This is a genomic window from Methylomonas aurea, assembly GCF_024505045.1.
GTDB lineage: Bacteria > Pseudomonadota > Gammaproteobacteria > Methylococcales > Methylomonadaceae > Methylomonas > Methylomonas aurea.
Genome location: NZ_JANIBM010000006.1, coordinates 114781 through 139403, shown reverse-complemented (window position 1 = coordinate 139403; position 24623 = coordinate 114781). Strand labels below are relative to the sequence as shown.

Genomic DNA, 24623 nt, shown 5'->3' with positions numbered 1-24623 from the left:
AGCTTGATTTAGCCTCAAAACTCTGATGACAAATAAAATGAAACTTCTTGAAAATCAAAGGCATAATTTCAAGCAATACTGACAAATTAGCTAGTTAACTTGTTGATAAATATATAAAACAGGTCTAATTGTGATTCCGGTTGTCGTGGGTTCGAGCCCCATCGTTCACCCCAATCAATTCAATAACTTAGCCTGAGTTAATTGACTTCTCATTTTTAGGTGTTCCGTAAAATGCGCCTATGTCGGCAGCATGATGCGCCAGATGCTCCGGCGCCAAAAATGTGCATATCGTAAATATCTTGTAATCGGACCAGCCACCCAATTCCTGCAGTGCATTGAGCGGCGTTATTGCGTGGACATGCCAGCCAGCCCAAGTACGTCTCATATCTGCCAGCGAAAGTCCTTTATTCCAGCCCGATTCAAGGCTTCCGCCAAGCATGATAATTGGCCCGTAGACTGTTACCCTTGTACACAAAGACGTGATGAAGATTATTGCCGATCTGAGATCGAATGATATTCACCGCCTCATCACTCAAAGGTACACCAATAGCCCTACCAGCTTTGGTCACGATTCCGTCGGCCAAAGCCGAGCCTCAATCCTCGACTTTTTCGAGCGATACAATGACGAGCGACCGCATTCCGGCTTGAACCGAAAACGCCGCATCAGGCTTATATGGATTGGCTGCCAGCCCTTAAGCTGGCCGCCTAAACCATGGCAGGGATTTAACTTTAAATTCCGGATTCGCTGTTCAAGCTGATCTGGCGACCTCTTTTTCAGGCGTAAGTGGGTTGGAAAGCTTGCTCCGGATCGGCCACCGGGCAGTTGTTGATACTGTCCCAATACGGCGACAGCTTGCGCAGGTTGGCGACGATGGTCGGCATTACTTTCAACACCTCGTCCACTTCGCTCATCGTGTTGTAACGCGAGAACGAGAAGCGGATCGTGCCGTGGGCGGCGGTGTAAGGGATGTCCATCGCCCGCATCACATGCGACGGCTCCAACGAGCCGGAAGTACAGGCCGAGCCGCTCGACGCCGCGATACCGGCCTTGTTCAGCAGCATCAGGATCGCCTCGCCTTCGATGTATTCGAAGGCGATGTCGGTGGTATTCGGCAGGCGGTTGTTCAGATCGCCGGTGATGAAGCAATGCGGAATCGCCTCGACGATACCTTGCTCCAACTTGTCGCGCATGGCTTTAACTTGGTTGTTCTCGAATTCCATGTGCTGCAGCGCCAGTTCGCAAGCCACGCCCAAACCGACGATGGACGCGGTGTTCTCGGTGCCGGCCCGGCGACCGCGCTCCTGGTGGCCGCCGCGCAGCAACGGCCGGAAGCGGGTACCGCGGCGCAGATACAACACGCCGATACCTTTCGGCGCATGCAATTTGTGGCCGGACAGGCTGAGCATATCAATCTTGGTATCGGCCAGCATCATCGGAATCTTGCCGACCGCCTGCACCGCATCGGTATGGAACATCACGCCGGCGGCGTTGGCCATCTCGGCCATTTTCTCGACCGGGAAAATGGTGCCGGTTTCGTTGTTGGCCCACATCACCGAAACGATGGCGACGTTATCCGACAGCATGGCCTGATAGGCTTCCAGATTGAGGCGGCCGCGCTTGTCCACCGGCAGGCGGTGGATGGTGTAGCCTTCTTTTTCCAGGTTATCGACCAAGTTCAAAATCGCCGGATGCTCGACCGCCGTGGTGATGATTTCCTTACGGTTGGGCTGGCATTTGATCGCCGACAGGATCGCGGTCGAATCGGATTCGGTACCGCAGGAGGTAAAAATAATCTCCGAGTCGTGTTCCGCGCCCAGCAATTCCTGCACTTGGCTGCGGGCCTTCTTGATCGCCCGCGCCACGCCGTCGGCGAAGCGGTGAATCGACGACGGGTTGCCGAAGTATTCGGTGAAATAGGGGATCATCGCATCGACGACGGCCCGGTCCACCTTGGTCGTGGCGTTGTTATCCAGATAGATATCAGGCATGACCGGCCTCCTGGATATTCACCAGTTTCGGCATTTGCGACGCCGGCACGACTTTGATGAACTCGCCCATCACTTCGATCAGGCGTTGCTGAATACCGGCGATGGTCATCGCCGACATTTGGCAGCCGTTGCAGGCGCCGGTCATGTTGACGTAAGCGGTTTTATCGACCACTTCCACCAACTCGACGTCGCCGCCGTCGGCCATCAATTGCGGCCGGAACGACATGATCACTTCCTCGATTTTCTTGATCCGCTGCAGATTGGTCATCGGCCCTTTTTCGGCCACCACCGGCGCCGGTTTGGCGACCGGGGCCGCGTTCGGATCGAAGCTTTCGCCGCGTTCCTTCAACACTTTTTCCAGGATGCCTTCGATATCTTCATGGCAGGAAGCGCAACCGCCGCCGGCCTTGGTGAAGTTGGTAACGTCCTCGACGGTGCGCAGTTTGTTGGCCCACACCATTTCCTCGATCATTGCCGCATCGATACCGAAGCACTTGCAGATCAGCGCGCCTTCTTCATGGTCGTCCTTCCACTCTTCGCCGCGATAGTTGGCGACGGCGGCTTGCAACGCTTCGCGGCCCATCACCGAGCAGTGCATTTTTTCCGGCGGCAGGCCGTCCAGTTCGGCAGCGATATCCTGATTGGTGACTTTCAAGGCTTCGTCCAGCGTCATGCCCTTGATGATTTCGGTCAACACGGAAGACGACGCAATCGCCGAGCCGCAGCCGAAGGTTTGAAAGCCGGCGTCTTCGATGACTTCGGTGTCTTCGTTGACTTTCAAGGTCAGACGCAAGGCGTCGCCACAACTGATCGAACCCACTTCGCCGATCGCATTGGCATCGGGTACCGCGCCGGCGTTTTTCGGGTTGAAGAAATGGTCTTTAACTTTTTCTGAATAATCCCACATGGCAATAACCTCGCAAACTTAAGAACAGGATTTAGGGGCGCCGCCGTTGTCGCCGGTGGTAAACGACGAGCCGCAGGCGCAGCTTTTCACCGCGTTGGGATTGGTAAATTTAAAGCCTGAACCTTCCAGGCTATCGACGAAATCGATAGACATGCCGTCCAACTTGGGCATGCTCAACGGGTCGACGAAGACTTTGACTTCGCCGCAGTCGATCACGGTATCGGCTTCGCTTTCTTTGGCTTCCAGGCGTAAACCGTACGACAGGCCGGAACAGCCGCCGTCGGTCACTTCGATGCGCAAACCGCCGGTAGGCTTGTCGGAACTGCTGATAAAACGGCCCACGGCTTTGATGGCGCTTTCGGTTAATGTAATCATCTTCAACTCTCCTGAAACGGTTTGGCATTGATCTTGTAATCAGTTAAAGCAACCAGCATGCCATACGCGTTTTTTTCGCTTAAAGCGCTGAAATCCATAGGGTTGCGGCTGCCGGCCAACCATGTGCGGCGAGCCGTTTCCCAACAATGCATCGGACTTTGTCGGCTTTGCTACAAAACATTCACAGGAGAAAAAATATGAACGTAGAAGATCTGGATTTGGGCGACGTGGTATACGCGGCGCACGAGATTATCGACGACGGCAGCATGCCGGAGGGCGAGGAAGGCGCGGTACTGGCCGAAGCCGGCGCCCGCGGCGTGATCGTGATGAAAGGCCACGTCGAGGAAGACCCGGCGCTGACGGTATTTCTGGTGCGTTTCGAAGACCGCGAGCTGAATCTGGGCCGGCCTATCGGTTGCTGGACCGAGGATTTGGTCGCCCCGGATATGGAACCGGCGACGACGCATTGATGCGGCGGCGGCAAACCGGCCGCAGACCGGGTATATTCTTACCCGCAACGCCGGCAGCCCCGGCCTGACCCAATTCGGTATAGATAAGGATATGAGCGACGACTCCCGCGTGGTACTCGATTACCACCAACGCACCAAACACCAACTGAACGGCTACGCCAAGGGACCGGCGTCGCTGGATTGGGACGACCAGCCCAATCCGTTCCGCCGCTTCGAGGGCTGCGAAACCTTGGCGCTGCCGCAACCGGGCGCAGACCTGGCATGCCGGTTCGCCGATCTGGACCACCCGGAAACGATCCCGGCACAACCGCCGACGCTGGCCAATCTCGGCCTGTTGCTGGAGTTGGCCTTCGGTTTGTCGGCCTGGAAGCAGTTCGGCCCCGACCGCTGGGCGTTGCGCTGTAACCCGTCCAGCGGCAATTTGCACCCGACCGAAGCCTATCTGCTCAGCACAGCCCCGGAGGTATTGGCGCCTGGCGTGTACCATTACGTCAGCCACGACCACCTTCTAGAACGGCGCTGCCGGTTCGATACTGCGGATTTGCCGGCCGGCTTGTATGTTGGTTTGTCGTCCATCCATTGGCGCGAAGCCTGGAAATACGGCGAACGCGCATTCCGCTATTGCCAGCACGACATCGGCCATGCCCTGGCGGCGTTGAGCTATGCCGCCGGCTGCCTGGGCTGGAACATCGAATTACTCAGCGAAACCGGCGACGCCGAAATCGGCGCCTGGCTCGGCTTGGACCGTGACAGCGACTTCGTCGCCGACGAGCGCGAAACGCCTGACCTGTTCTGCCGGATCGATACCGGCACCGGCGCCGAGGGCGAATTCTCCGGTCCGGCATTGTCGCAAGCTTTACAAAGCGGCGAATGGTTCGGCGTCGCCAAACGCTTGAGCGGCCGCCACTTCTACCGCTGGCCGATTATCGACCAAGTCGCCGAACACACCTTGAAACCAACTACGCCGGCCGAGCGCGAAACCTGGCCGACCGCCGACCTGGCGAGCCCCAGCCACGACCAGCTCGCCAGCCGTTTGATCCGCCAGCGCCGCAGCGCGCAACATTTCAACGGCAAATCGGCGCCGCTGCCGCTAGCCGACTTTTACCGTATCCTCGCCGCGCTGCTCCCAGCCGCCAAGCCGCCGTTCACGGCCTGGAACTGGCCGGCGCAGGTGCATTTTGTTTTGTTCGTGCATCGCGTCGACGGCCTCGAACCGGGCCTGTATTTCCTGCCGCGCGCTGCGGATGCAGCCGACGCAATCCGGCCCGCCTGTTCCGCCGACTACAACTGGCATCGCATCGATGCCCCGTTCGATTTTTACCGGCTGCAAGCCGGCAACGTGCGCCAGGCGGCGAAAACCTTGTCCTGCCACCAGCCGATCGCCAGCGACAGCGCCTTCAGCCTGGGCATGCTGGCGCGCTTCGCCGACAACGTCTCGGTCGAGGCCTGGCGCTACCGCCGGTTGTTTTGGGAATGCGGCCTGCTCGGCCAGATTTTGTATCTGGAGGCGGAAGCGGCCGGCGTGCGCGGCACCGGCATCGGTTGTTTTTTCGACGATGCGGTACACGGCGTGCTGGGTTTACAGGACCAAACCTGGCAAAGCCTTTACCATTTCACGGTCGGCGAGCCGCTGGACGACAACCGCCTGCAGACGCTGCCGGCCTACGCCCATCTGGCACGGCCCGCAGCGGACGCGGACTGCAAACCCGACTGAGCCGCCTGCAAAATAATTGGCGGCCAAGCGGCTCGATTGCGATTAAAATCATCGACTTACTTCCATCCACGTTCAAGGCCTACCATGAGCTTAGCAGCCAACTTAATCCGATTCGCCATCAAAATAACGCCCAACTCGCTGATCGTTTGGGTCGCCAACCACGTCATGAAAGGTATCGCCGAATTGACCCAGTTTAATTTCGACCTGGAGTCGCGCAAGGTTTACGTGCAAAGCCGTTTGTACGGCGAGGACTTTACGATAGACGTGGTATTGGAGGATTTTGCCGTATTCAACGACGGCGAAAGCTACCGTTTCATCCTGCACCACGCCCATTCCGACCGGCCCTGGTTGCAGAACATCCTGGCCAAATTCGTCGGCAAGGCTTGGAAAATTCCGGCGTTGCCCGGTTTTAGCAAACCTCTGGAGTTGATGGCCGAAGTTTTCGCCGCCCGCCCGCCGGTGCTGGAAGCAATCGAGCACGACAGTTCCGCCGAGTAATCAGGCCTGCCACGCGCCATTGCCCGCCTGCGAGCCCCCTGGCGCCGCTATGATCGTTATACACATCTTTTTTTGCTAACCGTCATCGGTCAGGGATAGACCGAACCGTAACCGCGCAGCGCATTCGGGCGGCGAGGACGATTTAAAGCGCGCGTCCACAACACTGGATACTCGCGTCCGGCGGGCGCGACGGTAATGTGATGCAGCCGGTCCCGCCCCACCCTATTTGCCGCAGACCGATAACGCGCCGGAGCCGCAACTGGCACGCGGCCTTGCCTACTATCACCATTCCAACCCTCTATCAAGCCTTCCATTCCACGCCAAACCTGTTCCGTAGTCCATCGCAGCCCGACTCGATCGAACGGACAATTGCAATCGTCAATTTATTATGTTTGACAATCGCCAAATCGGGACTACCATAACCAAGCGACATACTGCGGATTGAATCGTTGTCAAGGGGGAAAAATGAATACCATCGCTTGGCTCAAAAAATTTATCCGGCTTCTGCCGGCCTGCTTCACATTGACTCTTGCCGCAGTACAGCAGAGCGGCGCCGATAGCGGTATCAATAGCGGCTCGATGGATACAACCCTCCAGGCCGGTTTTGCGAGTGCCGGCCAGATCGCCGTATTCCAAGCCATCAGTGCGCAATGCGGCGGCCCTCCTGCAAATCCGACATTGGCGACTCTTTGCGGGGCCAGCTCCGGGATCGCTTTGCAGCAATTATCCCCGCAAGCAGCGCTGCAAGCAGACTCGATTGCAATAACCTCGCCTTACGATTTCGTCAAAAAAGTCACTACCCGCCTGCAACGTCTGAGCGATTGCGACGATGCCAATAAATCGGCTAAATACCGGGAGGACTGCAGGAAACGAGGCAGCGGCAGTGGCGACGACAGTTCCATTGGACCGTTCGGTATTTCGATCAGCGGCGGCGGCGGTTTCGGCGACCGCAACGACGCCCGCGGCCAAACCGGCTTCGACGTCAACACCCAACACGCGAACGCCATGCTGGATTACCGTTTCGACGAGCAATTTGTCGGCGGCTTGTCTTTGGGCTATCTGCACTCAGACCGAGACTTGAATTTCAATAGCGGCTATCTGAACTCCGACGCCTACCGGGTGGCCCCGTTTCTGGTCTACTCGCCTTCGGCGCAAAGTTATATCAGCGCTCTCGTAGGCTACAGCCGACTGGAATTCGATTCCCTGAGAAATGTTAACGCCGGATTGATCAACAACACCGTAACCATTACCGGGGCGACCGCCAGCTACGGTGCCGATCAATTTTTTACCAGTCTCGGCACCGGTTACGTAGCGCAAATGGAGTGGTTTAATCTGCGCGGCTTCGTCCGTGGCGACTACAGCCACACCGAAATTGACGGCTTTCAAGAAACCGGCGGCATCATCAGTACCAACGGCGGTTCGGTAACGGTCAATATGAACGGCCAAGCGATCGACTCGTTCACAACCACGATCGGCGCCGAAATCAGCCGCGCCTTCACTGTGCCGAGCTTATATACCGTATTCATCCCGCGTTTCCGGGCAGAATGGGTGCACGAATTCGAAAACCGCAGCCGACAAATTAATGCCTCATTGGCCGGAACCGTTCTGAATTCGATTACTACCGGCGCCCCGGAACGCAACTGGCTCAACCTGGCCACCGGCGTGCAAATGCTGCTGCCGGAAAACATCACAGCCTTCGTCGACTACGAAGCCTTATTGATCGAAAACGGCAGCAACCAGATTGTTTCCGGCGGCGTAAAAATTCGGTTTTAAGCCGGAACCGCGGAGCGGGGTCGGGATCGGCATTACGCCCACGGCCGCTGTCCTGCCAAAAATAACAAAGGCCCGGTAAGCCGTTACCGGCGACTAAATAAAGCATCAACGCTGCAGGGGGAGTCATGAGCGACCAAGTCATTCCGGCCGCCGAACGTCGGCCAAAACCAACCAACGCAACCGCGGCCAAGGGACGGCTTGAAGCGCGGATGCCTGTAACCTTGGCAACTTTCCTGCGATCCACGACGCCCAAAACCTTACTGCCGCTCGCGCTGGTATTCGGTATCGCCGGCTGTGCGACACAGCCTCAGGAATGGGCCGAAGACGAAGAAAAAATCACGGCCGGCATTTTCCTGGAACCGGAAGAACGGGCGGTGTTGCCGCCGGGCATGGAACTCAGGCCGATTTACGACAAGGGCCTGGACCTGACCAAATTCATGGAAGGCTTCAGAAGCCTGCCCTACCACGACGTCGCCCACTTCTGCACCATCGGTTACGGCCACCTGATCAAACAGGCCCGCTGCAACGGTACCGAACCGGCCGAATTCCGCAACGGCATCAGCGAGCCGCGCGGCTCGGAAATACTGGTCAGCGATATGGAACAGGCGCAAATTGCAGTGCAGACCAAAACCAAAATTCCGTTGACCGACGGCCAGTACGCCGCATTGTGCGATTTCGTCTACAACGTCGGCACCGGCAACTTCGCCAAGTCCACACTGTTATCGGTGGTCAACAAGCAGCAACTAGACCGGGTACCGGCCCAGTTCCGCCGATGGAGTAAAGCCAACGGCCGGGTCATCAAAGGCTTGAAGATCCGCAACGAGAAACGGATCGATCTGTTTTTCGACGGGATCGGCGTGCCGCGTGCCCTGCCGGAAGCCGAGGAGATGTTGCCGGAAATCGATATTCGCGTCGGCGAAACCCGGCAGTAACCCCACTTTCCATTCAACGCTTGCATTGCGCCGCGCTCGCGCGGATTAGGAGAATCTCATGGCAACCACCCATTTCAAATGGCTGATATTGGCAATCGTTACCGCGTTGACCGGCTGCGACCTGTTTCCGTCCTGGATCAACGTCACGGTAAATTTCAGCGATGCCAAATCCATCAAGCCCGACGATCCGGTCGAATTCAACGGCGCCGTGATCGGCAAAGTCACCGGCTTAACCCCGATCAGCAGCGGCGTCACGATTGCGCTGGCGTTGGAACAAGCCAAAGCCGCGCCGGTGCAAGCTAACGCTCAGGCCGCGATTGTTGTCGAGCCGCCGCCGGCCAAAATCGTCATTAGCAATCCGCCGGAATCCGCTCCGCCCGTAGCAGACGGCGGCGTACTGACCGCGCTGGAGCCGAAAACCGGATTCGGCGCAATCCTGGGTGCGATTTCCGACATGAAACAGGCGGTCAGCCAGGCCGCCAAAGATCTCGGCGATTATTTCAAGGATGCCAATCAGGAATGGGCGGAATCGAAGCAGAAAATGAACGATTCGCTGGCGGCATGGCAGCAGGACGCCCAATCCACCGAAACCGAAATCCGCGACCGCTACCAAAAACTGGTGCAGGAAATGGAAGCGATCCGCGGCGAAGCCGGCGAACAAAGCAAACAGATTTTTCAAGATTACGACGCGATCGAGAAAGAATTGCTGGCCAAACAGCAGGCGCTCAGAGACCAGGGCCAAGCCAAAGCCGCCGAAGCGTTGCAAACCTTCCGCGACGAACTTAAACACAATGTCGACAAGCTGAAATAACTCAGTGCCGGGCTTGGGCCGCGACCCGGCCCAACCCCGGCAACGTCGCCAGCCAGAGCATTTGCCGGGAGTCACGTTATGAAACGCTCCAACCGTTCCACGCTCGGGATCAGTTACACCGTGCTGGGCTTGTGCCTGGCGGCCGCCGCCAACCCATGCCTCGCCGCAATTCAACAAATTCCGGGCTGCGCCATCGAACAAACCGCGGAAACCGACGGCATCAGAAGGCTGGCGCTGATCGTCGGCGTCGGCCAATACATCTCGGACAAAGTCCCGGACCTAGCCGGCCCGCCGGAAGACGCGCGCCGGATGCAGCAAATATTGTCCGGCAAGAACGGTTACGGTTTTCCGCAACAGAATGTCTGCATGCTGCTGGACGACCAGGCCACCGTGCAAAATCTGCAGGAAGCGTTCGACAGCTTTCTGCTGCCGCGTTTGAAAGAAAAGGACATCGTCGTGTTCTACTACGCCGGCCACGGCTCGCAAACTGCCGATAAAAACGGCGACGAACCCGACGGCCAGGACGAAACCCTGGTATTGCACGATTCGCGTACCGAGCAAAACGGCGGCAAAATCGGCGATTTTAGCGACGACCGCTTGAACGGCCTGTTGGCCAAACTCTATAAGAAAAGCGACAACGTCACCGTTATTCTCGACTCCTGCAATTCCGGCACCGCGACTCGCGGCGACCGGGAAACCATGGTCGCCCGCTTCGTCGAACCGGCCCCGGATCAAGCCGATGCCCCGCAAACCGAAGGCGTCGGCGACGGAGCCGGCGATTTAGCGCCGGAATCGATGCCGAATCTGATTGCGTTGACCGCGGCCAGCGACGGCACCAGCGCCCTGGAACAAGCCGGCCGCGGCATATTTACCGACGCCCTGTTGCAAGTGCTCGGCCAAGGCAGCAACCAAGCCCTGACTTACGCCCAAGCCGCCCGGCAAATTCCGGCCCTGGTCGCCGCCCGCAGTTACCAAATCCCCTATTTCCAAGGCAAGCTGGACCGACCGGTGTTCGGCAATAGTCTGCGTACGGCGCCGGTGGCCTGGGAAGTCACCGAATTGGGGCCACCGCTGAAGTTGGCCGGTCCGCCGTTACCGGGACTGGGCGCCGGCGCCGAACTCCGTATTTACGACGGCGCGCTGAGCGGAGCGGATACCCGCGATCCGGCCAAGGCCAAAACGAGCGTGGCGATCGAAACCATGACCGGCCTGACGGCGACGGCCAATATCGTCGGCAAAAATGCGTCGGCTGCGGCACTGGCGGTCGGCGACATTGCCGTGCCGGTGCGTCCGGCCGACGACTACGTCCGCATCAATGTCAGGATCAAACCCGAATCCGAACCCGGCGGCGTGCCGCCAGACCGCGCCGCCGCGATCAAACAGGCGATCGCCGACGATCCGGATGCGAAAACCTTATTGAACGTCGGCGACGGCCCCGGCGACTTCGAATTGAGCCTGACCTCCGACGGCTTATTGCAGCTGAAAGGCCCGGAAAACCGGGTGCGCAACGTATTCGGCCAGGATAGCGACGCCGCCCACAATTTGTGGCAGCACGCCCGCCAAAAAGGTTTGCTGCAATTGCGCGGCGAAGGCGGTAGCGAGTTTAGCGACAACCAGAGCCTGCAAATCGAAGTCATACCCTCTTCCAGACAAGACGATTGTGCCAAAGGCGTGTGGGAAGCGGCCGCGCCGAATGCCGACCAGATCATGCCTTTGTGCCACCGCTGGAACGTCAAAGTCACGCTGGACAAGAACGCACCGGCTCCGCTGCTGGTGGGTGGCGTGGTGCTGTCCACCGACGGCAGCAGCTTCGGCTTCCCGGCCGACGGCCGCCGCGAACTACTGAAACCGGGCGAATCGACTACGTTCAGCGCCGCCGGCGAAACCTTTCGCGCCGGTTTACCTTTGGATGTTTGGGACCAACTGATCGTGTTCGGCACCAAGGAAAAAAACCCGGTACGCTGGGATTTGTTGACGCAAAGCGCGCGCACCCGCGCGGCCGACCCGGCCAAAACCGGTTTGTATCGGGCGCTGGACCGCTATCTCACCGGCACCCGCGGCCAAGCGCTGGACAGCGACAGTGCGGAAGACACTACCTGGACCTTGAGCAAGATCAAATTACGGGTCGAGGCCAATTCCCGCTTTCAAAAACCCGGCGACCGCGGACTCGCCGGGTTCAGCCGGACGCGCGAATTCACCATCCCGCATTTCGATATCCGTCCCTATCTGCCCGACGACCGCGACACGGCACTCTACAAAGTGCTGCAAAAAGCCGATTGGCTGGCGCAAGCCGCCGCCGGCGACGGTTTCGGTTACAGAGGTCACGCCTGGAATGCGGCAACCGATCTGGACAATTTAAAACGCGGCATCGATTGTTCGCGGGCAATCTGGTTTGCCTTCACCCGCGCCGGCCTGCCCTACAACGCCGGCGACAAATACCTGAACACGGCCGACATGGTCAAAACCGCCAGCCCGCTGGCGCAGCATTTCGAACGCTGCGACAGCGCACCGCTGCAAACCGGCGACCTGCTGGTTTACCGCGATCCGAAACGCGGCGACGGCCACGTGGTGATGGTGGTCGACCCGCTGAAGCGCATCGCCTGGGGTTCGCACGGCTATGACGGCAACGCCAAGGAATTGAAAGTCAAACCCGATATCGGCGTCGAATACCAGTTGATCAAGTACAAAAAGGACTGGGAACGCTGGGATCGCAAAACCATGCGCCAAAAAGCCTGTTGGCGTTACCGGCAATTCGGCGAAGAAATCCGTAGCGCCCGCGGCCTGGCCGGAGTCAAGGCCTTAGCCAAGGCTTGCGACATCAAGAGCCGTTGCGGCAACTGACCGGAACCGAGCCATGAGCCCCGCTTCTATCTACCTCGACCGACGCACCTTTCTGAAATACGCGGCCCTAGTGGCCGCCTATGCCGGAAAAATCCGAGTATCGGGCTGGTCAGAAGCCTATGCCGCAGAACTTGCCGGCGCCGACCCGTTACCGCTGACGTCCATCGTCTACGCCGAATTCAAAGACGATTTCGCCGAAGCCCGGTCAAAGGCGGAGACTCAAACCGCAGCCGCCCGAACCGCAGCGAATCCGGAATTGCTGGCTGACGCTCTGTTGAACTTGGGCATCGTCCGCCTATTGCAAGGCGAAGCGGCGGCTGCCGCCGGCCATTTCCGCGAGATCGAAACCCTGCTGCAGGCCGATCCGCTGCGCCAACTGCGGGCGACCAGCTTTACCGAGATGGCCGCTTACCAGCAATTCAACCATTTTCCGAACGAAAGCGGCGGCAGCGTCGCCGACATGGAATCCGGGCAAACCCAGCGTTTCATGGCACTGCTGGCGGAAACCGGCAAACGTAAGTCGGGATTGCGCACCCAAGTCTCGGCAGCGCAAGCGCTCCAGGAAAATGCCTTCGTCGGTGAAGAGCTGGACGGCATCAAATCGCTGCAGTCGGCGCTGGATTCGGCGGCCACGCTACCGATGACCCCGCAACAACGTACGCAATTGCTTAGCCAGGTATTGACGATGCTGACGCCGGATAGCCAAACGGGCTACTCGCCGGCATGGCAAGCCGTGGTGTTGCGTAACCGGGCCGATCTCTACCGCCGCGGCGGCGACCTGCAAACCGCGCTGGTTTATTGGCAGCAAGCCAAACAACTTTATCTGCAAATCGGCGACAAAGCCGGTGCCGGCGCCTGCTGGCTAGCGGAAGGCGACGCCTACGCCGCGCCGTTATCGTCGCCGCTGGTATTCAATACCGCGCTGAACCCGCCGCCCAACGCCGACAGCAGTTTGTCTTCGCAAGCGATGGAACGCGAGTTGGACCGCTCCGCCGTCGATATCCGGCGAGCGACTGATGCCTACGCCCAAGCCGCGGCACTATTCGCGGCGGCCGGCAACTGCCCGCGCGGCGAAGCGGCAGTTAGCTTGCGCCATGCCTATTTGGCGGCGTTGGCAAACGACACTGCCGCAGCGTTGGCCAAAGCGAGCAGCGCCCGAGAGCAGTTCCAAGCTGCCGGCGACGGTTACGGTTACTGGACCGCCGCCGCGCATGTCGCGTTGCTGAAAGTCGCCGACGGCCAAGTGCCGGAACCGCGCGACATCGCCGCCGGCATCGGCGAGTGGGGCAAAACCGCCGGCTCGTTCAGTTATGCATTGGGTCTGGGATTCCTGCACAGCCGCCTCGGTTGGCACTGGCTGTTGCGCGATGCCGATTTCGAGCGGGCGCTGGCCTGCTTTCGTCTGGCCGAATCGCTGTATACCGGCCTGGGTTCGACGCCGCGGCGGGTGCAAAGCCTGATGGACCAGGGCTACCTGCTGCGTAAGCTGGGCGAGCGCGACGCCGCCATCGTCCACCTGCAACAGGCGGTCGAATTGCAATCGGCAGCCCAAAACTCGGCCAGGCTCGACGCCGACGCGCCGCTGCGCCTACTGTTGTCGCTGCACGGTCTGTGGCAGGCCTATCTGGACGGTATGGACGCCGACAATATGGAAACCATCGCCGGCAAACTGCAGACCCAAATCGATTGGTTGAAAACTCACCCCGCCAGCGACAATACCGGCGCCGGCTTATTGGTGGCGCAGCTGGCGCAGGAGGCCATCGAATACACCGCCGTCAATGCCCCGTGTTACCGGGCGCTGGCCGCACGCAATGCCGGCGATCGGACGGAAGCGGAGCGGCAATTTGCCATTGCACTGGCGGCAGCCGACAAAACGGCTCAACACCACCGCGACTTTCAGTTGGCGATCGTCCACGCCCAGCGCAAAGACTACCCTGCCGCCGCCGCAGCCTACCGCCGCTATCTGCCGAAGCAAATCGCTGCCTCGCCGCTGAGCAGCAGCATCGAAGCGCTGGCGGCGCAGATCGGCGGCGAAGCGATCCAAGCCGGCATCCAACAACAATGGCGCAATAGCCAACAGCAGGCGGCGCTGTTTTTCTGCATGATCAAGGCTTATGCCGATTCGGCGGACCATCTCGGCCAATTGGAAAACCGCTTCGGTAAAGATTGGTGGCAAAGCGAAGACAAGCCCTGGGAGAGTCTGCAAACCTACGGCGAAGTCGCCGAAGGCCTGGAAAATTTAACGCAGGCCTCCGAGTACTATGCCAAAGCGCTGGATGAGTTCGAACGTTCCCGGCAATTGCTGCGGCGGGACAACTTCAAAACCGCCTTATCGTCCGCATCCAGCTCGCAATACCTGTATTTTTTGCCGGCCAGAAATGCGTTGAAATTGGCGGCATTGCAACCGGCTTCAGCAGCCAGCCACCGGCAAACCGCCTACCACTATGCCGAGCGCGGCAAAGCCCGCGCGCTGCTGGACCTGATGGCTAACGGCGCCAATCGCCCCGAACGCAACGCAGACGAAAGCGTCCGCCGCTGGCTGCAGGACACGGCCAAGCTGGCGACCTGGGGCAGCCTATTGGCTGGCGAGCGCGGCGCGCAAACGCCGGATGCCGGCCGGATTGCCTATCTTGAACAAAAAATTGCCGCCGCCGAAAATCAATTACGCCAGACCGAAACCCAACTGGCCGCAGCAAACCCCAGCTTCTACCGCTCCGTCAACCGCCAGGCACCGATCGCCGACGTCAGCCAAATTGCCGGCCTGTTGCCGGCCGGCACGGCTTTGCTGCAATACGCCTTTCTCGGCGAAGACCTGCTGGCCTGGGCTATCGACGGCCAAGGTTTGATTACGGCAGAGCGGCAAAATATCGACGCCAAGCAACTGGACCGCCGGGTGCGCGATTTCCATACGGCCTGCGAACGCCGCGGCGACTACCGCCAAACCGGCGACCAGCTCAGCGAATGGTTATTGAAGCCTTTTGCCGGCGTCCTCGATACGCACAATCGCCTGCTCATCGTACCCTACGGTACGACCCATGCCCTGCCGTTCCATGCCCTACCCTGGCAAGGCCGGCCGCTGATCGCCGGCCACACCGTGTCCTATCTGCCCAGCGCCAGCATTCTGCAATTTCTCGCCAAGCCCGTGAGTAGCCCAAAACCGGTGGTGCTGGCAGTCGGCAATCCGGCCAAGATGGCCTACCAAGCGCCGTTTGCCGAGCATGCAGTAGCCCAACCGTCGCTGCCGGCCGCCGAAACCGAAGCCGCCCACATTGCCCGATTATTCGATCACCACCGCACGTTGATCGGACCGGCAGCGACGGTGGCCGCGGTACGGGAGGCGATACCGGATTTCAATGTGCTGCACTTTGCCACCCACGGCGTACTGGCGGAAAACGCGCCTTTGTTGTCGTCGATTCTGCTGGCCGACGGCGGCGCGTTAACCGTGCAGGACTTGATCGGGCTGCGTTTGAACGCCGATTTGGTGGTGTTGAGCGCCTGCCGCACCGGCCAGGGCAAAACCGCCGGCGGCGACGATGTGTTGGGCTTCAGCCGCGGCTTGCTGGCCGCCGGCGCCCGCGCCGCGATCGTCAGCTTGTGGCCGGTCGACGATTTGGCGACCAGCCTGCTGATGGCCGAGTTTTACCGGCACCTGCAGGCCGGCGAGACACCTGGATCGGCACTGCAGGCGGCACAGGTTCATTTACAAACCCTGAGTCCGGATGCGATCAAATCCGGCCGGCGCGAGGTGTTGAGCAGCCGCGGCGTATCGGTGGATAGCGGCGCCGCGCCGGCCGATTACCGCCATCCCTATTATTGGGCGCCCTTCGTGCTGGTGGGCTGATATGGGCTCTAGCGGATTTAGGAGAACAGACATGCGACGGCAAGTTTTTCGTTCGATGTTGGCAAAAGCCTCGGGAATCGGCAGATTCGCCGCAGGCTTCGGTTGCGCGGTGCTGCTGGCCGGCTGCACCGACCGCATGTCGCGTGCCGGCGCCATGCGACTGGCCGATTGCCCGGTCAACGCCAGCCGCGCCGGCGACCCGACGGAAGGCAGCACCCGCAGCGCCGAAGAGCAGATCATTGTCGATTGCGAATTGCCGGGCATACAGTTTGAAATCGGCGACGGCATTTTCTACACCTCGCCGCCGCGTCCTGCCCGAACCAGCGTCTGGCAATGCCGCGTTGGCGGCGGCAAGCAAGTGGCCTTCGATGCCGCCAACTTGCAACAGGTAGAGAACGTCTGGAAAGGTTGCGCCGAAACCGGAGATAAGATCGCGCAAACTTATCTCGGCGAGTTCTATGAGCGGGTCGCCGATTACACCAATGCCGCGATCTGGTACCGCAAAGCCGCCGAGCAGGGCTATTCCCGCGCCCAAGCCAACCTGGGTTTCTTACTGGCCAAAGGCCTGGGCGTTACCCAAGACCCGAGCGCGTCGCAGGAATGGTATCGCAAAGCCTCAGGGTTACCGGCCCAAGCTCCCGCAACGAACGATAGCGCCTTAGTCACCCAATTGCGGGCCGATTTGGCCCAGGCAAACCGGTTGCTGGACAAGGCTCAAGCCGGCCTGAAGCAACAGATGGCGGAGAAGGAAGCCCTATCTTTGCAAATCAAACAACCGCCAGCGCAGCCAGATCCGGCCGAACAGCAGCGCAACCGGCAATTGCAGCAACGCATCGTCGAACTGGAGCAAAAAGCCCAAGCCGACCAGGCCCAGATCGCCAAGCTGCAAACCCAAATCGCCCAAACCGAAACCAAATTGCGCGGCCAAGGCGTGGCAGCCGAAACGCTTGCCGCGCCGGCCGCCGGCCGTTATTTCGCGTTGGTGATCGGCATAGACGATTACGCCGCGATGGATAGGCTACAGACCCCGGTCAACGACGCCAACGCGGTGGCCGAACTGCTGCGCGGCAAGTTCGGCTTCGCCTCGGTCAAATTGCTGCTGAATCGAGAGGCTACCCGCGCCCAAATCTGGCAAGCGCTGATCGGACTGCGCCAGCAACTGACCGAAAACGACAACCTGTTGATTTATTTTGCCGGCCACGGCCAGAAGGAAGATAGGGAAGGTTTCTGGCTGCCGGTGGATGCCGACAAACCGCCGCACAAATACACCTGGATCAGCGATTACGAAATTGCGCTTAACACCGCCTGGCAAGACATGCGCGCCAGGCACGTGCTGATCGTGGCCGACTCCTGCTTTTCCGGATCGTTGCGCAACACCGGATTGATATCGGCACCGCAACCGACCGTCGCGGCCGGCCGTGCCGCTTCTATTATCGAGCTGAAATCGTCGTCGATATCGCGCAAATTCCTGACCTCGGGCGGCGACGAACCGGTGCTGGACAAGGGGCGCAGCAACCATTCGGTGTTCGCCGCCGCATTCATCGATTTTCTGAAAAACTACAACAAGCCCGAACCGGTCTCGGCCGACGCTATTTACGGCCAGATCGAAGCAGCGGTTTACGACCAATCTTCCCGACTCGGCCATCCGCAACGGCCGCTGTACGGTCCGATTCAAGGCGCCGGCGATGCGGATGGCCAGTTTTATTTTCGGCCCAGCCTGCGAACCGCAGAGAACCGGGCCTTAGCCGGATTGGGGAGGTACTGAATGTTCGAACAAACCGACCAAAAATTGTCGGCCTGGATCAACGCCGTCGCCGCCGGAGCCAGAATATCGTTCGAGCCGCCCGGCGCCCCGGCCGCCGAACCGACCGTCGTGCTGTACCTGCTCGACTTCAAACGCCTGACTTCGCCGCCGGCCGCACGCAGCCCGCAGCCGCAATTGCTTTTGAACTATCTGGTCACGGTGCAGGCCGCCGATCAAACCGCGGCGCACAAATTAATGGGTACCTTGGTCGCGGCAGCCGTGCAACAAACCGAATTCGAATACGAGTTTGCGCCGCCACCGCTCGAAGCCTGGCAAGCCTTGGCTGCCAAGCCGGCGCCGGCCTTTACGATCAAGGTTCCGGTCGCGCTGCCTGTGGCCGAGCAAACTGCGCCGCGCATCAAAGCGCCGCCGCAGGTCAGGATGGGCCCGGTCGCGACCTTCAGCGGCCGCCTGCTCGGACCCGGCGAGATTCCATTGGCCGACACCGACGTCGAGCTGGTGGCGGCCGGCCGTTACACCCGGACCGATGTCGCCGGCAATTTCAGCTTTGCCGGCATCGACCCGAACCAACACCGCCGCGGTTATCTGATCCGCGCCAAACGACGCGAGTTATTAGTGGAACCCGCTAATCCGACTCAAGAACCCGTAGTAATACATTTCGAGCAATTGGAGATCTGACATGGCTACTTATCTGACACCGGGCGTTTATATCGAAGAGCTCTCGACCGGATCGAATTCTATCGAAATGGTGGGATCCGAAGTCGCCGCTTTCCTGGGCGTGGCGCCGGCCGCGAACAAGCACCTGAACGAAGCCTTCGCCTGCAACAACTGGCAGCAATTCGTCCGCGAATTCACCGCCGAGGACAGCGAAAGTACCGATCTGGCCCGATCGGTGTACGCCTTTTTCTGTAACGGCGGCTCGCGCTGTTATGTGGTCAATGTCGGCAAAGGCGGCTCGGTGGTCGGCGACGCCCGCAAGCGCACCGGCCTGTATTGTCTGGAACCGATCGACGAAATCGCCATCGTCGCCGCACCGGGCTATACCGACAAAACCACGCAGGAAGCCCTAAAAACCTTCTGCGAAAACCGGCAGGACGTGGTGGCGATCCTCGATGCCTCGCGCGACGCGGAAAAGAACATCGACGCGCTGAAACAGATCGGCAGCGAAGAAGCCGGCGACGCCGCGGCCAAACCGGCCGACGCGCCGGCCGTGAAAGGCTTGTTGCCGAGCGGCTCCGACCGCGGCTTCACCGCGCTCTACTTCCCCTGGGTAGTCGCCGCCGACCCGCTGAATCCCATTCAGAAAGTGGCGACGCCGCCGTCCGGCTTCATGGCCGGGATCTATGCCAAAACCGACGTCCACAAAGCGCCGGCCAACCAGGTCTTGAACGGCGCGCTGGGTTTGACCTACATGCTGACCCACCAGGAACAAGGCGAATTGAACCGGCTCGGCGTCAATTGCATCCGCTCGTTTCCGACTTCCGGCATCCGGGTCTGGGGCGCCCGCACTTTGAGTTCGCGCAGCGAGTGGCGCTACGTCAACGTCCGCCGCCTGTTCAACTCGGTCGAAGAATCGCTGGCGAAAGGAACGCTGTGGACCGTGTTCGAACCCAACGAACGCATTCTGTGGAACTCGGTGGTGCGCAACGTCTCGGCTTTTCTGACCCGGTTGTGGCGTAGCGGCGCCTTGAAGGGCGCGACGCCGGAACAGGCCTTCTTCGTCAAATGCGACGCGGAAACCAATCCGCAGGAAGTCATCGACGCCGGCCAACTGATCATCGAAATCGGCATCGCGCCGGTGAAACCGGCCGAATTCATCATCTTCCGCATCGGGCAATGGGCCGGCGCGACGCCGGTAGAACCGCAAAACGCGGCATAAATCAATCAGCGACTAAGCAACCAGGAGAACGACCATGGCAGAAGCGGAGATTTACCGTAATTACAATTTCATCCTCGACTGGGGCGGCCAGAACGGCGCCTATTTCACCGAAATCGACGGCCTCAGCATCGACGTCGAGACCATCGATTACCGGGAAGGCGGCGGCGCGCCGGCGGTGCGCAAGCTGGAAGGCCGGGTCGCCTACGGCAACGTGGTGTTGCGTTGGGGCGTTTCCGAAAATAAGGACGTCTGGAATTGGTTGATGCAATCGACGCGCGGCAAAGCCGACCGCCGGGAAATATCGATCATTTTGCTGAAGCCTTACGGTCAGGCCGAGGAAGCCACTCGCTGGAACCTGCACAACGCCTGGCCCTGCAAATGGAAAGGCGCCCGGCTGGAGTCGCTGGGCCAGGGCGTGGCGATCCAGACGCTGGAAATAGCCCACGAAGGCCTCGAACAACGCTAAGCGGCAACGGCTATGGGACGCACGCTGCTGATGAACCTGGGACGCTGGCTGCAAAGCTGGGGCCATCGTTTGGTCGAGCGCTACCAGCCCGCCAATCCGGCCGGCGACCTTGCCGAATCTGCGGATCGGGCGGCGCCGGCATCCGGCGCCTCCGCCAGGGTGCCGCCGCCGCACTGGGTGGCGTTGGTCAAAGCCGAGGCGCCGTGGCTGCTGGAAGACTACGTTTGGCCCGAGACCGGGGCTTATCAAACCGCGACCGAGCCAAGCGCCGCGACCCGCACCGGCCCCCCAGGAAGCGAACCGGAGCCGAGCCGCCGGGCACCCGCAGCCCCTGCTCGTGCAACGAATGCACCGGCGTCGCCAGTAGCCTCCTCGCCGTTAGGCGGCGGCCGGTCCGGGCCGAAATCCGCTGCCGCGGAGCACCGCAACCAAGCCAAGCCGGCGCCCTCACCTGCCAACCCGTGGCTACGCCGGGACGATAAGGCCAATTCTATTGCCCCCCCCGGCCCGGCCGGTCGCGCCGAAAAGTCCACGCTACCCAGAGTGCCTATCGAACCCAGCGTTGATCGCGCCCGGCAAGCTGAAACCCTGCGCACTAGCCCGCCGGCCGGACCCAAGCCGATTTCGGCCGCAACCGGTTCGGCAAGTCCCGCGTCGGCTGCCGCGACTCGGCGCCGGATCGAAAGCCACCCGGCGCCTGGGGCTGCGTACCGCAAGCAGCAGCAAACAGACCGTCATCGGTTCGAAGTGAAACCGGCGCCGCGGCCTGCCCCGATCGAATCGGAATCGGCGCCGCGTACCCGGCAATTTGCCGGCCAAACCGAAGCGGCCGGCAAAGCGGACCGGAAAAATCGTCCGGCTGGCGGCCGTGGTCGCCTGGTTGCGCTGGCTCAAGCACCGGCGCGACCGCAGCAGACCGCCCCGATCCGGACCAGTGCCGCTCGACCGGCCGATCCGGTCGCATTCGCCGACAACCAGCCGCCCGCAGCCGAGCCGCTGCTTGGCGCGGTTCCGGCCAAGCCGGCGGCACAAGCCGTGTCGGATCGGGCCGAACCGGCCAAACCGGAAAACTGGCAGCGGCAAAACTGGCCGCAATTACCCGACGAATCGGCGGACCAGTTCGCGCAACGCTGCCAACGCTGGCCGGATCTGCCGGATCAATTTTCGGAAACCGGCGCCCAAACCCAACGCCCAGTCGAGACGATGGCTCGCGAACAGGAACGTAACCGCCGGCTGGCGCAGGAACAACGGGGGTTGGCATGGAACGAGTAGCCTTCGTGCTGGAACACAGCGGCGAACAATTACGCTGCCTGTTGAACCCGGAAACACTGGTGATGCGGCGCAAGGCCGGCATCCAGCCCCGGCAGTCCTCGGCCGCGATCCTGACCGGCCACGGCCTGGCCGACGATTGCTACATCCAGACCGGCGGCGGCACCACCGTTTTGGAGCTGGACCTGCTGTTCGATGTCAATATCGCCGGCTCGTCGATCGGCAGCGAGGACGTGCGCGACCTGACCCGGCCGTTCTGGAATCTGGCCGAGAACAACGCCAAAACCGGCGGCAGCGGCCAAGTCCCGGTCTGCCGTTTCGTCTGGGGCAAAAGCTGGAACATTCCGGGCGTCGTCACCGCGGTCGCCGAACGGCTGGAACATTTCAACCAGGACGGCGTCCCGCAGCGTTCCTGGCTGCGGATGCGGCTGCTGCGGGTCAACGAACCGCCAGCGCCGACCGACGCCGATTTTCCCGAAGCGATGGCTATCGAAAATTTCACTTACCCCGGTAACGCGCCGCTCGCGGCCGGCGGATTGCAGCACTTGATCGCCGCAGCCGAAACCGAACTCGCGGAGGCCGATACTGCCGCCGAAAATAGCAGCAGCGAACGCCCCGACCTGTTGTCGTTCCAGTATTTCGGCGATCCGGGCCGCTGGCGGGAATTGTTTGCCAACACCTTCGTTGCCGATCCGTTAAACATTGCGTCCGGGACCGTGCTGGAAATCGGCCCGGCCGCCCCCTCCGCCGAGCCATAGCCATGGAAGCGCTGCTGAACCCGCCGCAACTGCAGATCGAATTGGCCGGCAAGCCGTTGGCGGCCGGCGATGCCCAATATCTGACCGAACTGCAAGTCAGCGAACGCCTGTCCTTGCCCAGCCAATGCGAACTGGCGTTTCAGGGCCTGCCGGATTTGCTCGGCGACTTGGCCTCGCTCGCGGACGGCACCGAGTTGATTGTTCGGACCGGTCCCGACCGCTGCCTGTTTCAAGGTAACATCACCGCACTGGAATACGAATTTGCTCCAGGCAACAATCTAGGCTTGCGCATCCGCGCTTACGACCGGCTGCACAGCTTGCGCCAGCGCCAGGCGCCGCGCTCCTATGTCGATTTGACCGTCACCGAATTGGCCGCGACCTTGGTCGGCGATCTGGATATCGCGGTCGCGGCCGACGAAACCGGACCGATCTGGCGGCTGATCATGCAACACGAGCAATCCGATCTGGAGTTGCTGGCCGAATTCGCCGAACGCGCCGGTCTGTATTTCCATTTGCGCGATTCGGTGTTGCAGTTCGCCAGTCTGGCCGGCCATCCCGGCAATCCGGTGTTAAAACTGGGCGAAAATCTGCTCGAAGCCAAAATCGAAGCCAATAGCGGCAGAAGCCGGCAAGCAGTGACCAATCTGGCCTGGGACCCGTGGCAGGCCGCCGCCCGCCGCGGCCGGGCCGATACCGCCCGCTGCGGCCGCCGCTTGGCCGCCGACACCGCTTTTCACGCCGATTCGGCGCCGGAATTCACTTCGACCGACGACAGCGTGCAGGACGACAACCAGGCCGAAGCCTACGCCCAGGCGCAACTGGACCACAGAACGGCCGCCGAAACCGTGTTTTGGGGCATCGCCGCCGGCAATCCCGAGCTGATGCCCGGTCTGGCAGTCAAGCTCGACGGCTTGTCGGGACCGGTAAACGGCCAGTACGTGCTCAGCGCGGTGACTCACCGCTTCGATAGCCGCCAGGGCTACGTCTGCGAACTGGATTCCGCACCACCGCCGCTGCGGCCGCGCAAACGCGCCACGCTGGCCACGGTCGGCGTCGTCACCAGGGTCGACGATCCGGACGGCCTGGGCCGGGTCAAGGCCATGCTGCCCTCTTACGGCGAACTGGAAACCGACTGGATCGAGGTCGCCTGCGCCGGGGCCGGCAAAGGTAAAGGCCTGCTGCTGCTGCCGAGTCTGGGCGATAAAGTGCTGTTGGCGCTGATTCGGGAGGATCCGGCCCAGGCCATCGTCATCGGCGGCTTGTACGGCGACAGTCCGCTGCCGGACGACGCAGTGGTCGATGCCGACATCGGCCGCTATTTTCTGTCCACGCCGGGCGGCCAACGCATCAGCCTGGACGACTCCGAGCGCTCGATCCGGCTGCAAACCCAATCCGGCCAACAGGTTGAGCTGCAGCCGGACAAGATCCGCCTGCAACTGGATTCCGGCAGTTTTTTCGAACTGGCCGATAACGGCACCCGACTGCATGCCGAGGCCGATCTGGACATCGAGGCGCCGGGCCGCACCATCACGATTCGCGGCCGGGCCATTAATTTCGAGCAGAAATCATGAAACTGTTAACCGAAGACGCCACGCTGGTTTGCGCCCACGAGCTGGGTTTGGTCGGCATTGTCCCGACCCAGTCGTTTGTCACCGTCAACGGCCGCCGACTGTTGGTCGAGACCAATCCGGAGCAACGGCCGATCGTCGGCTGCCCGAATGCCGGCCCGGCGATCAAACCCTGTACCAGTACGCTGGCGGTCAAGCACGGCTATTCGAGCTGGATCAGAATCGGCGGCAAACGGGTTTGCCTGGACAGCGTGACCGGCTTGACCGACGGCACCCCGCCGGGCACCGTGCTGTATAAAGTACGCCAGCCGGGCCAACATTTTGTGGAGGAACGCTAATGCCCAGCACAGCCAGATTCCGGGCCTGGAGTTTTGCCCACCCCGATTTTCTGCATCCCGACGCGCCGGCCGGTCTGGAAATCTCCGCCGGCGGCGGCATCCGCATGGTCAGCGAGGATTTGTCGGTACGCCAGGCGATCCTGATGCTGTTGACCACGGTGCCCGGCGAGCGGGTCATGCGTCCCGACTACGGTTGCAGTCTGGATAAACTGGCCTTCATGCCCAACGACGCCACTACCCACGGCCTGGCGATCCACTTCGTGCGCCAGGCCCTGGAACGCTGGGAACGGCGCATCGAAATCCTGAAACTGGACGCCGGCAGCAATCCGGACGACCCGACCCGAATCGACATTGTTCTGGATTACCGGGTGCGGCGGACGCTAGGCCGCGACCAATTATTATTTGGCTACCCACTCGTGGCAGGTTAAT

22 protein-coding genes are annotated in these 24623 nt (G+C 60.8%); 18 read left to right on the top strand and 4 right to left on the bottom strand.

Going from position 1 to position 24623, the window contains the following annotated elements:
• Positions 1-187 precede the first annotated feature (187 nt).
• On the bottom strand, positions 188-439 hold the full coding sequence (locus NP603_RS07690) for a hypothetical protein (RefSeq protein ID WP_256610333.1): 252 nt from the start codon (positions 437-439) through the stop codon (positions 188-190).
• A 43-nt stretch (positions 440-482) separates the two neighbouring features.
• On the opposite strand from NP603_RS07690, the gene NP603_RS21980 reads away from it, so the two are divergent.
• A complete protein-coding gene (locus NP603_RS21980; RefSeq protein ID WP_371928778.1) occupies positions 483-758 on the top strand; it encodes an integrase core domain-containing protein in 276 nt (91 codons plus the stop codon).
• 16 nt (positions 759-774) lie between these two features.
• On the opposite strand, the gene nifS is transcribed toward NP603_RS21980, so the two are convergent.
• Genes nifS through NP603_RS07675 form a run of 3 tightly spaced genes read right to left on the bottom strand, consistent with a single transcriptional unit; the run spans position 775 to position 3271 of the window.
• Entirely contained in the window at positions 775-1989 is a 1215-nt protein-coding gene (nifS, locus tag NP603_RS07685; protein ID WP_256610332.1) for a cysteine desulfurase NifS, read from the bottom strand.
• A complete protein-coding gene (nifU, locus tag NP603_RS07680) occupies positions 1982-2896 on the bottom strand; it encodes a Fe-S cluster assembly protein NifU (RefSeq protein WP_256610331.1) in 915 nt (304 codons plus the stop codon). Before nifU ends, nifS begins: the two co-directional genes overlap by 8 nt.
• Positions 2897-2914: 18 nt before the next feature.
• Positions 2915-3271, bottom strand: coding sequence for a HesB/IscA family protein (locus tag NP603_RS07675; RefSeq protein ID WP_140911688.1), 357 nt, complete (start codon positions 3269-3271; stop codon positions 2915-2917).
• Positions 3272-3468: 197 nt separating this feature from the next.
• Between NP603_RS07675 and NP603_RS07670 the strand changes: the two genes are divergently transcribed.
• From NP603_RS07670 to NP603_RS07590, 17 genes are all read left to right on the top strand, one after another.
• Positions 3469-3741, top strand: coding sequence for a nitrogen fixation protein NifZ (locus tag NP603_RS07670; protein WP_256610330.1), 273 nt, complete (start codon positions 3469-3471; stop codon positions 3739-3741).
• Between the two features lie 91 nt (positions 3742-3832).
• Positions 3833-5455, top strand: a complete 1623-nt coding sequence (locus tag NP603_RS07665) for a SagB/ThcOx family dehydrogenase (RefSeq protein ID WP_256610329.1) — start codon at positions 3833-3835, stop codon at positions 5453-5455.
• A gap of 84 nt (positions 5456-5539) precedes the next feature.
• Positions 5540-5953, top strand: coding sequence for a hypothetical protein (locus tag NP603_RS07660; protein WP_256610328.1), 414 nt, complete (start codon positions 5540-5542; stop codon positions 5951-5953).
• A 465-nt stretch (positions 5954-6418) separates the two neighbouring features.
• The gene (locus NP603_RS07655; protein WP_256610327.1) at positions 6419-7726 is read left to right on the top strand and encodes an autotransporter outer membrane beta-barrel domain-containing protein; all 1308 of its coding nucleotides are present in this window, start codon (positions 6419-6421) and stop codon (positions 7724-7726) included.
• 125 nt (positions 7727-7851) lie between these two features.
• Positions 7852-8658: a lysozyme gene (locus NP603_RS07650; RefSeq protein WP_256610326.1), complete on the top strand. Its 807-nt coding sequence runs from the start codon at positions 7852-7854 to the stop codon at positions 8656-8658.
• A 58-nt stretch (positions 8659-8716) separates the two neighbouring features.
• Positions 8717-9469, top strand: coding sequence for an MlaD family protein (locus tag NP603_RS07645; protein ID WP_256610325.1), 753 nt, complete (start codon positions 8717-8719; stop codon positions 9467-9469).
• 78 nt (positions 9470-9547) lie between these two features.
• Complete coding sequence (locus NP603_RS07640) at positions 9548-12310, top strand: caspase family protein (protein ID WP_256610324.1); 2763 nt, start codon at positions 9548-9550, stop codon at positions 12308-12310.
• A 13-nt stretch (positions 12311-12323) separates the two neighbouring features.
• Positions 12324-16151 carry a CHAT domain-containing protein gene (locus NP603_RS07635; protein ID WP_256610323.1) on the top strand — a complete coding sequence of 1276 codons (3828 nt, stop codon included), beginning with the start codon at positions 12324-12326 and terminating at the stop codon, positions 16149-16151.
• A 31-nt stretch (positions 16152-16182) separates the two neighbouring features.
• On the top strand, positions 16183-17916 hold the full coding sequence (locus NP603_RS07630; RefSeq protein WP_256610322.1) for a caspase family protein: 1734 nt from the start codon (positions 16183-16185) through the stop codon (positions 17914-17916).
• Positions 17917-18594, top strand: a complete 678-nt coding sequence (locus NP603_RS07625; protein WP_256610321.1) for a hypothetical protein — start codon at positions 17917-17919, stop codon at positions 18592-18594. It begins immediately after the preceding gene.
• Position 18595: 1 nt separating this feature from the next.
• Complete coding sequence (locus NP603_RS07620; protein ID WP_256610320.1) at positions 18596-19795, top strand: phage tail sheath family protein; 1200 nt, start codon at positions 18596-18598, stop codon at positions 19793-19795.
• Between the two features lie 34 nt (positions 19796-19829).
• The gene (locus NP603_RS07615) at positions 19830-20261 is read left to right on the top strand and encodes a phage tail protein (protein WP_256610319.1); all 432 of its coding nucleotides are present in this window, start codon (positions 19830-19832) and stop codon (positions 20259-20261) included.
• Positions 20262-20273: 12 nt separating this feature from the next.
• The gene (locus NP603_RS07610; protein ID WP_256610318.1) at positions 20274-21533 is read left to right on the top strand and encodes a flagellar biosynthesis protein FlhF; all 1260 of its coding nucleotides are present in this window, start codon (positions 20274-20276) and stop codon (positions 21531-21533) included.
• Positions 21521-22288, top strand: a complete 768-nt coding sequence (locus NP603_RS07605; RefSeq protein ID WP_256610317.1) for a CIS tube protein — start codon at positions 21521-21523, stop codon at positions 22286-22288. Before NP603_RS07610 ends, NP603_RS07605 begins: the two co-directional genes overlap by 13 nt.
• 2 nt (positions 22289-22290) lie before the next feature.
• Complete coding sequence (locus tag NP603_RS07600) at positions 22291-23859, top strand: phage baseplate assembly protein V (RefSeq protein WP_256610316.1); 1569 nt, start codon at positions 22291-22293, stop codon at positions 23857-23859.
• The gene (locus NP603_RS07595; RefSeq protein ID WP_256610315.1) at positions 23856-24194 is read left to right on the top strand and encodes a hypothetical protein; all 339 of its coding nucleotides are present in this window, start codon (positions 23856-23858) and stop codon (positions 24192-24194) included. Before NP603_RS07600 ends, NP603_RS07595 begins: the two co-directional genes overlap by 4 nt.
• Positions 24194-24622, top strand: coding sequence for a GPW/gp25 family protein (locus NP603_RS07590; protein ID WP_256610314.1), 429 nt, complete (start codon positions 24194-24196; stop codon positions 24620-24622). The genes NP603_RS07595 and NP603_RS07590 overlap by 1 nt, the downstream gene beginning before the upstream one ends.
• The last annotated feature ends 1 nt before the right edge of the window (position 24623 follow it).

Coding starts and splice junctions, on each gene's coding strand:
- NP603_RS07610 (WP_256610318.1), top strand. CDS start 20,274: ATGGGACGCACGCTGCTGATGAACCTGGGACGCTGGCTGCAAAGCTGG.
- NP603_RS07690 (WP_256610333.1), bottom strand. CDS start 439: ATGCTTGGCGGAAGCCTTGAATCGGGCTGGAATAAAGGACTTTCGCTG.
- NP603_RS07600 (WP_256610316.1), top strand. CDS start 22,291: ATGGAAGCGCTGCTGAACCCGCCGCAACTGCAGATCGAATTGGCCGGC.
- NP603_RS07665 (WP_256610329.1), top strand. CDS start 3,833: ATGAGCGACGACTCCCGCGTGGTACTCGATTACCACCAACGCACCAAA.
- NP603_RS07645 (WP_256610325.1), top strand. CDS start 8,717: ATGGCAACCACCCATTTCAAATGGCTGATATTGGCAATCGTTACCGCG.
- NP603_RS07595 (WP_256610315.1), top strand. CDS start 23,856: ATGAAACTGTTAACCGAAGACGCCACGCTGGTTTGCGCCCACGAGCTG.
- NP603_RS07630 (WP_256610322.1), top strand. CDS start 16,183: ATGCGACGGCAAGTTTTTCGTTCGATGTTGGCAAAAGCCTCGGGAATC.
- nifS (WP_256610332.1), bottom strand. CDS start 1,989: ATGCCTGATATCTATCTGGATAACAACGCCACGACCAAGGTGGACCGG.
- NP603_RS07625 (WP_256610321.1), top strand. CDS start 17,917: ATGTTCGAACAAACCGACCAAAAATTGTCGGCCTGGATCAACGCCGTC.
- nifU (WP_256610331.1), bottom strand. CDS start 2,896: ATGTGGGATTATTCAGAAAAAGTTAAAGACCATTTCTTCAACCCGAAA.
- NP603_RS07675 (WP_140911688.1), bottom strand. CDS start 3,271: ATGATTACATTAACCGAAAGCGCCATCAAAGCCGTGGGCCGTTTTATC.
- NP603_RS07605 (WP_256610317.1), top strand. CDS start 21,521: ATGGAACGAGTAGCCTTCGTGCTGGAACACAGCGGCGAACAATTACGC.
- NP603_RS07660 (WP_256610328.1), top strand. CDS start 5,540: ATGAGCTTAGCAGCCAACTTAATCCGATTCGCCATCAAAATAACGCCC.
- NP603_RS07655 (WP_256610327.1), top strand. CDS start 6,419: ATGAATACCATCGCTTGGCTCAAAAAATTTATCCGGCTTCTGCCGGCC.
- NP603_RS07670 (WP_256610330.1), top strand. CDS start 3,469: ATGAACGTAGAAGATCTGGATTTGGGCGACGTGGTATACGCGGCGCAC.
- NP603_RS07635 (WP_256610323.1), top strand. CDS start 12,324: ATGAGCCCCGCTTCTATCTACCTCGACCGACGCACCTTTCTGAAATAC.
- NP603_RS07590 (WP_256610314.1), top strand. CDS start 24,194: ATGCCCAGCACAGCCAGATTCCGGGCCTGGAGTTTTGCCCACCCCGAT.
- NP603_RS07640 (WP_256610324.1), top strand. CDS start 9,548: ATGAAACGCTCCAACCGTTCCACGCTCGGGATCAGTTACACCGTGCTG.
- NP603_RS07615 (WP_256610319.1), top strand. CDS start 19,830: ATGGCAGAAGCGGAGATTTACCGTAATTACAATTTCATCCTCGACTGG.
- NP603_RS07620 (WP_256610320.1), top strand. CDS start 18,596: ATGGCTACTTATCTGACACCGGGCGTTTATATCGAAGAGCTCTCGACC.
- NP603_RS07650 (WP_256610326.1), top strand. CDS start 7,852: ATGAGCGACCAAGTCATTCCGGCCGCCGAACGTCGGCCAAAACCAACC.
- NP603_RS21980 (WP_371928778.1), top strand. CDS start 483: ATGAAGATTATTGCCGATCTGAGATCGAATGATATTCACCGCCTCATC.